This window comes from Wolbachia endosymbiont of Nasonia vitripennis (assembly GCF_048054115.1).
Classification (GTDB): domain Bacteria; phylum Pseudomonadota; class Alphaproteobacteria; order Rickettsiales; family Anaplasmataceae; genus Wolbachia.
Genome location: NZ_JAFEVF010000006.1, coordinates 36831 through 52728, shown reverse-complemented (window position 1 = coordinate 52728; position 15898 = coordinate 36831). Strand labels below are relative to the sequence as shown.

The window sequence follows — 15898 nt, the reverse complement described above, 5'->3', positions numbered from 1 at the left end:
TGTCAGTTAATTCATGCCTGTCAGATCAAGTCTAAACTATTACACAACTTCTAAGTCATACTTTTCCTTCGTTATATGACCCCTTGCATATACATAAGCTAATCTTTCTATACCTTGTTCTATTTTATCTGCGCGTTTTTCAATCTCATCCTTTGCCTGCTTATTTTCATATTTTAAAAGTCTAACCTTTGTCATTACCTCTGGTTCTTTGAGTACCATCTTCATTTCTTTCCATACTGCTTCTTCTAGTATATCAACTCGTATTGATTTGCTGTTACACACCCTATTCCCACCAAAACGAATTGATTTTTTCTTTCAGTCCTCGGAAAAATCTTACTTAGCTTAGCTATAGATGTTTACAAAAGAAATTCAAGTGAGTGAAGAAAGAAAAATTATTTTTGCAATACCGTAGGTACGCTCCACAATTATATTGAAGTTTTTATTGCACTCAAAACCTTCATTTTTCCTCATTTCTAGAATTATTAACGCATTATCATTTAACCAGCCTGAGTGAGCTAACTCGTCTAAAGTTGAGTTAAACAGATTGATATTATAAGGTGGATCCATAAAAACTATATCGCACTTTGAAATAGGTCTTGGTAATCCGTTAGCATTGCAACAAATTAACGTGATATCGCTCGTAATTCCAAAATCTTCTGCTGTTTTTTTAGGCAGTTGCAAATTGTAATAATCTGAATCTACCATGAATGCATGTTTAGCACCTCGAGAAAGTGCTTCAAATGAAAAAGAGCCACTTCCGCAGAATAAATCAAGTACATTTAGGTTATAAATAGGTTTTCTTGAAGAAAGTATACTAAATATTGCTTCTCGGACACTACTCATAGTGGGCCGTGCAGCTAAATTCTTGCCTGTAGTTATTTTTCTTCCACGATATTTACCCGCAATAACACGTAACATATAAAACAAGTTCGAAGTTAACTAATTATTTATAATACACATTTAATGTCAACATAGCTTCAGCAGTCTAATAGAAAGAAGGTTGCTTGTGGAGGAACGCAAGATCAATCGCTTTTCTTTGATTTATTTTCTATACTGATTGCACGACCAATCTCGTCTTGTAAATCATCATGGTTGTTTTTTTCATCATGACCCATCCCTTCAATTCTACTTTCTAACTCTAACTTAATTAAAGTATTGATTTTCTCTATACTATCGAGGAAATTGTGACACTCTTCATCACTATATTCCTCACCAGATGCTTTTTTTTCTATAAATAGACTTTTGAACCCTATTAGATCAGAACTCTGATCGGCATTCAACACAATATTTCTCTCTATAAAACTAAGATCTGATAGTAACAAACTAACCTCTAATAGATCTTCACTTTCAATGTTTGCAAGATTATCAAGATTGTCTAAAATATTAGACATCTTAAGCCTTTCTTGTGCAATCTCTTTGTCTTCCTTATCAAATTCAGACAATAAACCATGATTATCTACAAATTTCTCACTCAAAGCTTTATTCAATTTAGCAAAATTGACATCCTTGTCAAGTGATGTGTTATCCCGCAACAAGTCTACCCTTGCCCTACGCGCATTTAAAATGTCGTCGTAGTCATTTAACTTTATGTTGCCATCTTTGTCTTGCTGCAATTTATAATAATCAAGGCCTTTGAAATTTTTATTAGTCTTCATCTTCAATCCTCTTCTCATCTCCTTTTGCATCTGGTTTCCTCATTGGTTCCGGTAATTTCCTTTTACTGTCTTCTCGATTTCTTTTTTCCTCTCTTTCAGCACGTTTTTTTATAGCTTCCTGGGTATTCATTTCAAAAAGTGCCTTAACGTACTCTTCTGGATTTTTTGGTTCTTTAAATAAAGGCTTAAGATTATAAACTTCGTCTTTTCGATCTCTTTCTTCTTTTCTTCTAGCTCTTTCAGCACGTTTTTCTACAGCTTCTGGAGTGTTCATTTCAAAAAGTGGTGAGAGGTTGTAAACTTTATCTTGATTTCTTCTGCCTTCTCTTTCAGCACGTTTTTCCATACCTTCAAAAGCAGATCCAAAATCATCAATTTCATCTGAACCTTTTGGTTCCGTGCCTAAATTTCGTGTCACTTCATTTGATTGATCAGGCTTATCTTCTTCTGTTGGCTGATCATGCTGTAGTTGATTAGGCTTGTCTTCTTGTTCTGTGCTTAGTTCTTGTACTACCTTATCTGGCTGACCTCCCCCTCGTAGTCGAAGAGGGTCGCCTTCTTCTAGTGGCTGATCATGGTTATCTCTTACTAGTTCCGTGCCTAACTCTCGTTCTACCTTATTTGATTGATCAGGATTGTCTTTTTCTGGTTCTCTCTTACGGCCGATAGTGTAATCATGAAGCTTCTCAAGAAATTCCCGTCTATATGTTTTTGCTCTATAGAGTAGATTATGCTGGTAACCATCCTTTTCTCCTGTAGCAGGGTTAATTCCTATAGAGTCGAGACCATGTTCCCAAGTAAACTTCATAGCATCTTCTATTGTATAGCTCAAATGTGATCCTACATATCCTTTATAATATTCTAAATATTTATCAATTCTTCTATGTGCAATATCTTCTTTATCAATTCCAAACGCCCTGTAGATTTTTTCCTCAAGCTTATCAACATCATTTTTAGGTGATGTTGCAAATTTTGTTGCTTCAATAGTAGCACCTACAAGCTTACGTGGCACATTAATAGCATATTTCAGCACACCCCCAACTCCTGGTATTCTACCTAGCAAATTAGCTGTACCTCCAGCTAATCTGTCCGGTACATGAGTAGCCCAATTACCTAAAGACTCTAGCCCTCCACCAATTTTATCTTGCATCTGTTGTTTTAATCCCTGCATTAAACCAGTCACAGGTGATGCTTGATACATACTAGATATATTGTAAACACCAAACCCACCACCGGCAATGCTTGAGCCCATCTGTTGTACAAACTCCTTCAAAGAAAACATCAAAAACGAAAGCAAGAACAATACAAAGATCTCTCCTGCGTTGATTAAATAACCTCTCTGTATGTCTTGCACCCTTTGGTAATCACTATTTTCTTTATAATTTTTGCAATCCTCACAATCTTTACATTTCTGACAGTATTCACTGTTGGGATCCTTATATAAATCATGAAGTTTCAGTATTCTACAACCTTGTTTTTTTATCGCACTCCGCACTAAAGATCTTATTTCATTAATTATTTCCCTATAACTATTGCATTTATTTATATCTTGACAGTAGCGTTTTATTATTTCACTAACATCACCTATCCTTTTCTCTATATTGTTGATCAGTAATATAATGTCAGCCCTCTCTGATGCATGAGATAAACTATTTGTTAAGCGTACTAGATCTTTTGCACTACAGCCATTACTAACTATCATATCACTTTCCGCAATATAGTGGTCTGCTGGATTATCTTTAGTTCCAGGAATTGGATTAAAGAAAGGATAATCTATATAACGAAAACCTTTATTAATGTAATCTGGTGGAAGAGGGATATATCCAGCGCCACCAGTAAACTTTACTGTACCACCTATTCTGCTTAGTTTTTCTATACCTTCTATATTCTTATCTACGTTCAATGGAGAAGCCTCTCCAATAGCATAAGGTACAAAAATTTGCCCTGGAGTCCAGCTAAAGTATTCTTTATCAATTATACAAAAACCACCAAATACCCATTTTGGAGCACATAACTTTATTTCAAGCCATTTATTATAGCACACAGTAAAGCCTAACTGTTTATAAAAGGTATTCATTATCATCGCAGCAAGTAATGACAGCAGGGTAAATATCATAATTGATTGCAAACAGAAACTAATACAGAATTTTATCCAACCCTCAAATAGACTTTTCAGTGGTGAAAATAAAATAGAGATTAGGAATAGCGGCATTATAGCTACAAGAAAAGCTATACCCATAAAACCAGAAAGGAATATTATGTAAGCATACATACACAGCAGGAAATATAAGACAATCCCTATAAAAATTGCCGGTATCATAAGGAGACTTGCCCACATTTGATAATGTAAAAATGCTGCAAACTTTTTCCAAACAGAGTAAGCAAAAAACTTATTAAACATATCCTCCATGAAGCTAAACAATTTAGCTTCATTTCCTTGAGCAACGTTTGAATTACCTCCGGTGTTCATGTTGGGAGCAAAATTAGTAATTATGCTTATCAATTGTTCAAGACCTTTAACAAATAAAACAAGAAAATGATCATAGAAAAATCTAAAACTTCCAGGAGATATAAGCACTATTACTAGAGTGATTTTCATCATTCTGATGAGCATATCATGCTTAGTTTCTCTTATCATTCCAAAAAGATAAAGAAGCGATGAAATCACTATAAATAGAACAAGCAAGGAAAGAACAAAATTGTGAAAGCTCGTACTTTTTTCAGCTATATTTTGAAATATCGCTTGTGCAGCTGCAGGATCATTGCTATCAAAATGCTTTTTACAATTTTCGTTAATCAATAATACACATTTTAGATAGTTATAAATGTAATCAAAAAACCCAAAACTACTTGGCTGCTGCACTCCACTTAAGAACTCAAAAGAGTAGCCACCTGCATTATCTAGATAATATCTATCTAATATGTTTACATATATTTTCCATCCTTTTTCTAACCTCACCTTATTACAATTTCTGTCCTGTAATGTGGTGTTATCTCTGTCTAAAGTAAAAAGCCCACTTCCATCTTCCGCTACGGAATTGTAACCTAGATGTACAGTAGGAGACTCAGGGTTACGCATGGATTTTAAATTTTCGTTAGGACTAGAATCGCTAGGCCTTTTAAATAAAAGATAAGCACCATGGCCGTTAGTAAACCAACATGGAGCACCACGTGATACTGTATTTGCGCTATCATCTTCATTAATGCACTTGCAATTTACAGTGCAACTTGCATTAGGCTTACTTGAAAATTTTTGTATGCTAGGTTTATAATCATTACAAACCAAGTGAAAGTCAGGCAGACTGTTGTCACCTTCCCCTCTTTCAAATTTGGTTGCATATTTTAACTGCTCCAAACTTTCCAAACTATAACTACTTTGAGATTTCTTCTTATTACTATTGCTCCAAGATGTCCATGCACCATTTACTCGTACTACTAAACTATCTCCATTGGTTTCAAGGCCGGTATCCTTCCACTTCACTACTTGATTAGGGTGAAAACCATAATTGATTTCTCCGGTTTCAGGATCAATAGGTTCTCCACTTTCACCTTCTGGAAAAAACGCATCATGACCGATTGGAAAATGAGCACCAATTGCAATGGGTTCAGGACCAAAATAATCAGCAGATATACATCTTGGAAAAGGCATATCATTCTTACTACAACCTGTAACCAGAACACAGATTACCAAAATTAATAACCTAAACCAACATTTGCCTAAGCGTGATTGCATACCTAAACTTTTTCCAATACAGAATAAATTTCTAAAACCTTACTTCAAATATCTTTTTAATTAGTTACTCCATATATCTCATCAATCTTCCTTGACTTGTCCTTTTGTTTTATCAGAATCCTTTTGCTTATCTGGCTGGCTTAGTGTTTCAGATTTGCTCATTTCTCTGCCAGCACTCCCTTTCCCATCTGCTTGCTTTGGTGTATCAGGCAATTTAGCTTCAATTTTGCTACGATCTTTACTCATTCCCTGCTTGATGTTATGTATCATATTTTGGGTTCTATCATCAAGGCCAACAGTTGACAGCATAGCTTGTGATGCGCTCCTAGAAATATGACTAACACTTTGAGCAACTCCATAACCAGAGCTGAACAACGCCTGCGCCATAGTTTCTGATATAGAAACAAAAGCTTCCATTGCACTAGCAATGATGAGATATATAAATGCCTGGATTAGATCTATAGGTAATGCTGCAAAGTGCCCACCAGCCCTTTCTCCAGTACTGAGCGCAACATCAACACTAGTACCAGGACTATACCCAAGAGGTAATATTGATTTCATAAGACACAGATCATACGATAAAAAATTTACACTAATTAAGCATTGATAGCATGCAGAAAAATTTGTGAGGTTGTATAGAACTGAATACATTAACTGGTTTAAAAGAGACAAGGATGAAAATAAAATGACTGGTTGCAATGAAACATGAGCCAGCGTTTTTATCCAATTATCAAATAATGTTTTAGTTTGTTGAAATAGAATAAATACGATAAATAAAGGTGCCAATGACAATAAAAATGCCACTAAAACAGTAGATATTACATACTTAAACGTAGCACTAATAATGCATCTTAAAAACACAAAAGTAGCATAAAGTATTGCCAAAAATGCAATAAAGCCAAAAGGTCCTGATAGCATTAAAGATAAAAATTTCAGCCATGTTTCTCCTGTAAATAATACTCCCGCTGTTAAATCTAAGAATGCAAATTTTTTACCTCCTTCTCCTATATAGCCAGAAAAACTATCAACTAAATAAATGCTACCCTCAACAAAAAGCCCAGACAAAGTTGTACCAAAGAATTCCCAACTTCTATCACTAAAAGCAAAAGCTATAAATGCTATTTTGAATATTCTTATAATAAAATCGAATTTACTTAATTGTATTGTTCCAAGCATATAGCCAACAACAGTAAATATAACGTATAGAATAAGCAAAGCTCTTATTCCTTGTAGAAGCCCCTTTCTATATCCTTCATATGGAATTTTAATTCCGTCTTCACTCCCGTCTGTTATGAAATCAAAAATCTTGTTTACAGTTGATGAAATAAAATCGTTTATTTTTCTTTTTAAAAATAAATTTACTGTGTATTTGTTATCTTCATAATATTTGCTATCTTTATCCGTAATATCATCTTTCTCTACGTTTTCTACATTAATACCAAAATATATTTTCTTAGACTCTTCATTTACCAAATGACTTCCATCTATTATGTAATAGTCTACATTATCCTCTGTTATTTTATCTAATTTCCTTACTTTTTTGAAATTATTAGTCTTTCGAACAGATGGATCTCCTGGCGGGCTATCACCCAAGTACATATACAGTTTTTCACCACTATCGAAGTTACATGATCTAGTCACTGCAACATGATATCCACCTCTATGAAGTTGGTAGTTGCCATTACTTGCTATAGCAAGCATCACACTACTACCAGGTATTATATCTTTTTCATCTATTTTATAATCATGATTTAATTTCAAAGAAAAATGTTCAAAATTACCACCAATTTGCGAACACACATTATCCCCTTTTGCACCCTTGTTCTCTGGAAAACATTGAATACCTTTAGCAGTATTCTGATTATTAAGATCGCCAACTTTTGCAACAAGAGCCTCAGCCCAAGAAATATCTTCTCTGTCCTCTTTGAAGTTTAATTTAGAATTTGATATTAAATTAATGTCAATCTGCTTAGAATCCCTCTTATTTTCTTCAATCTCTTTTAGTTCATCCTCAATACGTTTAAGGTGAGAATACATGTCACATGTATTTCTTTTATCATACTTCTCATACCTTATAGAAGAGACGCAATTCTCCCCTATACCTTTTGCGTTGTAACATATATTTTGATAGTAACAATTAAGCTCATAAGAGCTGTACTTGCTTATCTCATTAAAATCACATTTTTTCCCATTACATAATTTATCCAGTCCTATTTTAGTTCGTCGTAAATCTAACAATGCACCATTTATCCATGAATTTTGAATATAATCCTTATTAAAATGTACCTTATTATCATATGGAGTGTAGCCATTACCAACTAGCACTCTTCTTTCTTCTATGTTCTCTTTATTAATCTTAGCAAATTCTACTTTAGTCCTCTTACCACTTTCTCCACAAAAGAACGTTCCTCCATTGAGCATGTCTTTTATTGTAGCTTTGTCTTTTTTATCATTTTCTTCAGCTCTATAGCAATTGTCATCAAAGCTGATACCTTTCCCTTCCGGATTGTCATAATTAATCGTTATCTCTCTGGGAACTAAGCTAAAGCTTAACTTATCACCAGGATTTGCTTTAATTCCAGTATCTACATAACGTCTATTGCTATAGAATTCATTATTTCCAAAGCCTATATCCCCACATATTTCTCGTTCATCAAGACTAGCATTATCAATTAACTTATTACTGTAATTTGGTATTAAATCATTAGCACAAAATACAGCGGGCACAAGTACTCTCTTTGGATTTTTCCCTTCTTTAAGAGGACAAAAATTTACTGACCCACCAAGAGTAAATTTGATTTTCTCATCCTTGCTAATTACTTGACCAGAATCAACCCAATGAATTTTAACTCCTTCGCCAGCTTCACGAACTGGAACATCTATACTGACACTAGTATTTCTGCTCTGCAGCCCAGGTTCAACACAATCCATTGTGCAGCCAGTAATTACAAGACATAGTATCAATAATAATGATTTTCTGCTCATCATTGATTTCCTGTGTTTGTCGGTATTTTAGGTGCTGATCTTTGAGCTGATTGTGGTATTTGAGGTCTTCGACTTGGTGTACCAGATTGCTGACCTGCTCTTCTTTGGATACTTTGTTCATCTAAACCTACTGTTCCCATTAAGCTTTGCTGATATTGCCTTCCTGGTTCGCTTGCCACATAAACACCAAACAACGAATCAGATATTGTTGAAGATGCCTCAACTAAAGCTTTCATAGCATGTCCCAAAATCACAAAAGCCATCATAGCGGTGATATTAGGTGCATGTTTGGAAGCATAACCATAAATAATACAAGGATTAAAAATCTTTAAGTTAAGATTAAGTATACATGTAGGGCAGACCTCAAAATTAAAGACCGAATACACAATATAATCCATAACCTGGCTTATTAATGATATAAAAATTAAAAGCACTACCGGATGAATTGCAAATCTTGCTAAATTTTTGACCCAATTGTGAAACATCTGTCTAGTATATCCAAATAGAAGGCAAATAATAAAAAGAGGCGCCAAGGAAAGCAATAATGCAACTATTGCTATAGATGTGATAAAAGAAAATAAGGCGTTAAACATCGATAAGCTCACTGTTATCAAACCCCAAATCACCAAGCAAAACGATACAATACCCAAAGGACCAGAGAATATAAGAGATACTATTAGTAACACTGAGTGTGCTGATAAAAACCTATTGAGCGGTAAATCAAGAAATTCAAAAACATTTGATGTTGTACCTCTGAAATTTGCTATTTCTATTAACTGTTTTGGAGCATTAACAAAAATAGAAAATGCATTGTTATAAAAAAAACTCCAACTGTTATCGTTCAGCAATTGGGTAATAACTCCTATCTTTACACATATAATTAAAAATTCATATGTAGAAGCATGAGACAAACCAAAAAAGTAATAAAGGGTATATAAAGTTATATATAACACTAATAACGACACTATTGTGGATCTGATAGTCTTTGTTCTATTTGACGCTACAAAACTTTGATAAAGAGACTTCACGGGACTAGATTCAGAGTGATTCCATTCTGAATTTTTATAACTGGAACCAAAAAATGCAATTTTTACTTTTTCATCAAAAAAATTATATATCGCACTAAAAGTTCTTACAGGTGGCTCTTTAGTTGTAAGGTTAATGCTAAACTGACCTTCATTTTTCTTATAATCACAGCCATGATCTCTTATTCCGTAATATATAGTGCCACTCTTGTCTTTTAGCTTTTCTTTTAATCTTTCCATATACTCAGTATTATGAACTTCACTGATATTCACAGGTATATCCCCCAGAATTTCACCAGGATTGTGCTCAGGAAACTTATCAGAAACATGTATATATAAGTTTTTTGCTAGACTATGGCTCTTTGTGACCCTTATATTATATCCCCCTTTACCAGCATTCTTTTCTTTAGCATTTTTAAGTGTAAATACTAACTCTGTACCCTTATCATAGTTTTCTTTTTTGATCTTATAATCAAAGTTAGTTCGTATACCATCACTCCTTACATATTTAAAACTTTCCTTTCCTCCTATCGACACCTTTAATGATGGAATGTAAGTCTTTATCCTCTTCATTTTCTTTTTTCTTATATCATCCACAGCTCCCTTGGTATTTTTTTCTGTATTTACTTTATCCTTTTCACCATCTGAACTATCGCTGTGTCCTTTAGCTATGTTGCTATCATCTAACACTCCCATTATACCATCTACAGCCTTCTTGATAGCTTCTTCCTTACTTACTTTTCCAACAGCTAGTTCGTTGGCAAGATTTTTAGCTACATTACGTTTATTGCCATCTATAGTATTAGATTCAATTTGCACACAATCTTGACTGGCATAATAACATGTATTCTCACACGCAAGATTTAAAAGGTACGTATCTATCTCAACTTTCTGACTGCTTGAAAGCCTCCTGCAGTCTATATTTTCTCCTTGTTTTATAGAATTAATGATATTTTCAATCTCCTTTTCATCTTGATCAGATTTTACAAAACTTGGATTCCAGTATTCTTTTCCATTCAACCATTTTGCGTTACCTATGATATATTTATTAGGGCATATTTCACCTTGACAATTCTCTTGATTTAAAACATGTGCAAAATACTCCGTCTCTCCTTCACCGCAACTCTCGTCAATTTTTTTATAGGTGACCGTGCCATTATCGTTTTTACACATTTTACTTCCAACAACACTAAAGCTTATCGCATCGCCAGCTTTAAGCGCAAACGGTAATGTAACGTTTCCTACTCCAGGTTCAATTGCAAAATCTTTATATTGCGAACAAAAATTAACCTTATTAGGTACTATATTAATCTCTGTTACTTTTATTTTATCCGAAATATAAACTCCAGAATCAACCCATTTCTGCTCTGTTGACACTATATCCAATTTCTCACGCAAGCCTGATGAATCTTCTGGCTTAATACACCCGCACCCAGATAATAAAAAGAGTATCACAAAACTTATGCATAGCTTAACCAAGTTTTGGTTGCTCAAATGTTCAAACATCTGTTACTCACCTGCGCTCACTCTCCACCTGGTTTTATAGATTCACTAGAGGAAGATCCCGATCCCTTATTATCATCTCCACCTCCTCCAATAGCCCCTCTTGCCTTATTTACAGCCGCAGCAGCAACTTGACCAGCACCTCCAGCAGCAGCTTTGGCAGCAGATAAAGCTTTATTCACCATTTGTGCAGGAGTGCTACCTGAACCAAGTGCTGCCCTGTGATTACCAGCAAGCTCAGCAGCCATGCCGGGAAGAACGTTTAAAAAGTGGTAAAAGAGGAATAATACTAAACACAATTTTAATAATTCTCCGATTAGAGAGCTGCCAAACTCCATGTATGTAAAGTCGAATAGACCAAGTATGCTGCTCTTTTTAAAGCTATAATTTTGCATCATACATGCGAGAGTAGTTTCATTTTTATCACATTCCCCATCTTTCAATTTAAACCACTGTTTTTTCTTACTATATGAGATTTCTGCTTGTTTCTTTTCATATGACTTGTCTGGTTGTTCATTTTTATATGACTCGTCCAGTTTAAAATTTAAATTTTTAAAATAGATTTTATCACATGCTATGAACATAAAGGATAAAAACGCAAAAAGGATAACCGGGTATAAGCTATAGGTAATCAACTCTTTCACCCAGCCGTCAAAATATCCTTTGGTGTGTTGGAATAAAACCATAGGAATAAACAAAGGTGATAGAATAACAATTACACTTAAAGCAACTAGAGATAAAATAAATACATAGCACATCCACAAAATAACCATCATCAGCAAAATGGCCATAAATATACAGACAAGAGCTACTAAAATTTGTCCACCAGCGAAAATAATACCAATCACCGAACCTGCAACTAACAAGACAGGAGCAGCGCCAAGCAAAACCGCTAACGTTGCAACACCTCCAGTACCAATTTTGCCACCAATTCCATCTAAAGGGGCACCTAAATAAAATAAAATTCTGCAATCAAGCCTATCCCAAGGTGCAAGATAACTGTAGGATACCTTCTGCCCTGCACGATCGTATTCATAATCTTTACCTGCCTCATAATTACATATATTTTTACTCTCAGATGAAGCTTTAAGCACTATTTCTGATAAGCCGTTCGAAAGTTTTGTTAATTCCCCGTAATAATGAGACATAGTGCTACCTGTCGTAAAGTAAATCACTAAAGCGAATTTAATGATCAACATGTACATTTCTTGCGGACTACGCACTCCACCAGACATAACTTTTATAGAGAACAATATCAAAGCTAAAATTAAGATAGCAGTAACAGTGTTCTTCAGTCTTTTTTGTGCTACAGACAAAAAACTACCCTTAGCATGTCCATTTTTGTCTGTAAGTAAGTTACCACTTGAATCAATACCTGCCACTAAATTATCTAACGACTCCTTAATACATTGCACTATCATAGAAGTTATAGGAATAGGAGATAATGACTTACTTCCCGCTTGATTGTAGCAAGCTTCAGAGACATACGAGCTAAAACAGCTTTTATTGTCATAACCTACAAAAATTTTTCCTTCTTTTTCTTTTTTCCTGATAAGAGTTTTATAATCGTCATCCCTGTTGATAAAACTCCTTTCTTCACCACCTGTACCATCTTTATTTTTGAATAATATCACAGATTGTTCACACATAGGAGCAATCGGATCAGGTGGTAATTCCGTGCATCCTATATCAATTCCTTGCGGCCAAGCAGTTCCAGCTGCCCTAACTTCAGCCAATTCCACACATAACCTACCCATTTTTCTCACTGCCCTGAACGTTGATCCATATATGTCTTTGCTCTGTCCAGATTTAAGCACTTTACATTCTAGATCGCCATCAACCTTCGGAGACCATGACCCACTTTCATATCCAGTATCTTTCTCTCTGATATCAAAGTCTATGTATCCATCTTCCCCTCTGAAATTAAAGTCATTCGTCTTGAAAAGATTGCCAAATGTTAAAGGATTGCGATGACATACTTCTATGTATTCACTATATTGCACCCCATTTTTTGGCCAGTAGTAGTGTTCCCTATCAACATTCACAACATCCCAATCAGTAAAGTTTAAAATATCTTTCTCTGTTTGTTTTCCATCTTTTCCTGATCTTTTCTGTAATGCAGAAAAATATTCATCTTCTGTTCGATAATTTTTATCTGTATCACCACTATAACCTGTATCTTTTAGTTTAAAATTTTTATATCTCCCATCATTATCGTATGCAACTGGATGCCTAACAAAACTATGCTGACAAACAATAAGTCCCCCAACTGCCTTCCAGACTCCAACAATTGCAGCTATCATTCCAACGATAACAAGAGCAGTAAATAAACCAGCAGAAGAGACAATCAAAACAATACCAGTAAATATTGCACCAATAGCAATTGCTATCCCAGCAACTGCTGCAGATGTTTCAAACGCCTTACAGTCAGGATTAGAGGCACGGCTAAAGCTACCAGTAGAATTAAATCTGCTAACAAATTCCGTTTTGTCAGTACCACTTACTGTATCTGCAAACACTGGATACGAGAGCAAAAAATCTATATTTAACAAAAATATCGCAACTAACAGTAATGACAGTTTAGTTTTAAACATTTTTCACCTTTTGATAAAACACAGGCAACCACATCTTTGGATCATCTCCGACTTCTTTCAGTATATCATATAACAATAGAACACTTTCCGCACGTCCAGATAACACGTTGACCACATCATCCAAATCTTTCAGATCTATTCTAGCTACTACAGCATTAACTCCCTGCTTTACTAAAAAGAATCTAGTACTTGGATCTGTGTGTTTGATCAGTATGTACTCACGTTCAGTTAACATAAAAACATCTCGATAGACACTAGTAGCTTTCAGATTTGGCAAAAAAATTTGTGTTGCTGTCTGCTGTACAAGCGTATCACTAATAGCACTTTTACTTGCATCTTCAACACTCTGAGTAGCAAAAACTACAAAAGCATTTAACTTTCTCAGCACTTTCAACCAGTCTTTTATCTTAGGTGCAAAAACTGGATTATCTATTAACGCCCATGCTTCATCAAGAACAATAATAGATGGAGTGCCATCAAGCGATATACTAATCCTATGAAACAAATAAATCAAGACCGGCCCAAGAGCAACAGGATCTTTTAGCAAGCTAGCCATTTCAAAGCCAAACACTCTTGCTTTTGAAAAATCTAGCAAATCTTCTTTATTGTCAAATATTGCAGCATGAGAGCCATCATCATGCCACATAGATATTGCTCCAGCTAGAGTATCAGGGCCCGCAAGTCCTAAAAATGGTACAAGATTTCTCAAAAATCTGTCTTCTTTTTTTAATTTAAAATTTCCCTCAATTGCATCATTAATTCTAGCAATATCTTCTGAAGTGAATTTATCGTTGTACACTAAAATTAAAGATTTTATCCATTCCATCAAAAATGTTTTATTATCAGGAGTATCGTCAAGTTGCAGAGGATTAAAATTTGTCTTAGTTCTTGGTTCTATTATAGTATAGATACCACCAAGTGCTCTTAAAAAAATTTCTGCACCGCGATCTTTATCAAAAAAGAATATTCTTGGAGAAAATTTCATTGCTTGAGCACATAAAAAATTCATTAAAACAGTTTTGCCAGCACCTGTTGGCCCAATTATCATAGTATGTCCAACATCCCTTATATGAAAGTTGAAGAAAAATGGAGTGCCAGATGTTGTATCAAAAACTGTAACAGCATCTCCCCAGTGGTTATTGAATTTTTTACCAGTAGGATAATTATGTTGAGATGCAAAACCGGCCAAATTAAGACTACTTATTGTACCTTTTCTTACTATATAATCAAAATTACCAGGAATTTGCGCCCAAAATGCTGGTTCTAGATTAACCCTCTCACGAACAGGATAAACACCACAATTAGAAAGCTCCGATTCAACCAATGATAAAGCATTGTCCAATGATTTAGGGCTTTTTTCTATACATAAGATAGTTAAATGGTGTTCACCAAACGCAATTTTACCACTCATTGCATCATCAAGCGCATGAGAAATTTCTGCTATTTGAGAAATAGCTTTATCTGCAGATTGTATCATACGATTTTGCTGTATCTGCATTTTCGCAATTGCCATTTGCCTATTTGTAAATTGAAAAGACTGCGTGATAATAAATTCATAAGGAAGTTGTAAAAAAGAATCAAGCATTCCTGCGGAAGTATTATTTCCATATTCTTTGATACTAACTATTCCAGCATATTTACTTTCATTATGAGTCACAACCTGTATCATCTTATGGCCAAAAAATAACCTATGAACTGGTAAGTATCTTGATATTTCAGTTTTTAGTGGAAAAAGCGTATTTGTAACAAAGCCACAATTTACAATTCTAGACAGAAACTCCATTATTTCACAAAACAGTCCGTTTGGAGTTTCTTTTACTCCAAGGACTTTAGGCGAATAATTCCTAAGGCTTGTTACTATACGATTTGTCGTTTCCTCTAAATCTTCATAGGTATCACGCATATCACTTTCCCAAGCATGTTTTGAAGTTACATGCCCAAATTTTTTCAGTAGATGTGATAAAAATTCTACTCCCTTTGTATCTGCCCTACGAATAATCGTAATGTATAAATCATTAATAAAAGATTGCCTAGTTGCGTGTTTTTCTCTCCATTTTAGATTTACATGGTTAGCAAAAAAATTTGGTAAACTCTGGTTTGCAAATTCATCAGAAAAGATATTCTTCTTACGCCTGATGGTATGAAAGTACAAACTAAATGCTGGAGATGAAATGCTTCTTAGCATCTGATTTCTGATATTATTTTGTATCACCAAGTCTTCATCATCGGCCGTTTCAAACGCAAAGCCATTTAATTTTATAAATTTAACTAACCAATTCTGCTTTGTTATCAAGGTTGTACTATTCCAATAGCAAGAATAAGGTATAAATTCGGCAGCGTGAACCTCTCTACTTAGAATAGATTTATTCTTTGATTGAATAGCTCTAAATCTCAACATTGCAT

At 34.6% G+C, this 15898-nt stretch carries 8 protein-coding genes; all 8 read right to left on the bottom strand.

Annotated features, from left to right (window positions below):
• Positions 1-39: 39 nt before the first annotated feature.
• The 8 genes from JR053_RS01855 to JR053_RS01820 all read right to left on the bottom strand — a co-directional run bounded on the left by JR053_RS01855 (position 40) and on the right by JR053_RS01820 (position 15893).
• Positions 40-282, bottom strand: coding sequence for a hypothetical protein (locus tag JR053_RS01855; RefSeq protein WP_416603352.1), 243 nt, complete (start codon positions 280-282; stop codon positions 40-42).
• An 87-nt stretch (positions 283-369) separates the two neighbouring features.
• Positions 370-918: a 16S rRNA (guanine(966)-N(2))-methyltransferase RsmD gene (rsmD, locus tag JR053_RS01850; protein WP_010402438.1), complete on the bottom strand. Its 549-nt coding sequence runs from the start codon at positions 916-918 to the stop codon at positions 370-372.
• A 104-nt stretch (positions 919-1022) separates the two neighbouring features.
• Positions 1023-1655: a WD_0853 family protein gene (locus JR053_RS01845; RefSeq protein ID WP_010402440.1), complete on the bottom strand. Its 633-nt coding sequence runs from the start codon at positions 1653-1655 to the stop codon at positions 1023-1025.
• Positions 1645-5388, bottom strand: coding sequence for a TrbL/VirB6 family protein (locus JR053_RS01840; protein ID WP_029237611.1), 3744 nt, complete (start codon positions 5386-5388; stop codon positions 1645-1647). The genes JR053_RS01845 and JR053_RS01840 overlap by 11 nt, the downstream gene beginning before the upstream one ends.
• A gap of 81 nt (positions 5389-5469) precedes the next feature.
• The gene (locus tag JR053_RS01835; RefSeq protein WP_010402443.1) at positions 5470-8376 is read right to left on the bottom strand and encodes a TrbL/VirB6 family protein; all 2907 of its coding nucleotides are present in this window, start codon (positions 8374-8376) and stop codon (positions 5470-5472) included.
• Complete coding sequence (locus JR053_RS01830) at positions 8373-10904, bottom strand: TrbL/VirB6 family protein (RefSeq protein WP_416603348.1); 2532 nt, start codon at positions 10902-10904, stop codon at positions 8373-8375. Before JR053_RS01830 ends, JR053_RS01835 begins: the two co-directional genes overlap by 4 nt.
• A 17-nt stretch (positions 10905-10921) precedes the next feature.
• Entirely contained in the window at positions 10922-13495 is a 2574-nt protein-coding gene (locus JR053_RS01825; RefSeq protein ID WP_010402457.1) for a TrbL/VirB6 family protein, read from the bottom strand.
• Positions 13488-15893, bottom strand: a complete 2406-nt coding sequence (locus JR053_RS01820; protein ID WP_010402460.1) for a VirB4 family type IV secretion/conjugal transfer ATPase — start codon at positions 15891-15893, stop codon at positions 13488-13490. Before JR053_RS01820 ends, JR053_RS01825 begins: the two co-directional genes overlap by 8 nt.
• Positions 15894-15898 lie beyond the last annotated feature (5 nt).

Bases quoted from the DNA above. Each gene is read 5' to 3' on its own strand.
- JR053_RS01835 (WP_010402443.1), bottom strand. From the start codon at position 8,376: ATGATGAGCAGAAAATCATTATTATTGATACTATGTCTTGTAATTACT.
- JR053_RS01830 (WP_416603348.1), bottom strand. From the start codon at position 10,904: ATGTTTGAACATTTGAGCAACCAAAACTTGGTTAAGCTATGCATAAGT.
- JR053_RS01840 (WP_029237611.1), bottom strand. From the start codon at position 5,388: ATGCAATCACGCTTAGGCAAATGTTGGTTTAGGTTATTAATTTTGGTA.
- JR053_RS01825 (WP_010402457.1), bottom strand. From the start codon at position 13,495: ATGTTTAAAACTAAACTGTCATTACTGTTAGTTGCGATATTTTTGTTA.
- rsmD (WP_010402438.1), bottom strand. From the start codon at position 918: ATGTTACGTGTTATTGCGGGTAAATATCGTGGAAGAAAAATAACTACA.
- JR053_RS01845 (WP_010402440.1), bottom strand. From the start codon at position 1,655: ATGAAGACTAATAAAAATTTCAAAGGCCTTGATTATTATAAATTGCAG.
- JR053_RS01820 (WP_010402460.1), bottom strand. From the start codon at position 15,893: ATGTTGAGATTTAGAGCTATTCAATCAAAGAATAAATCTATTCTAAGT.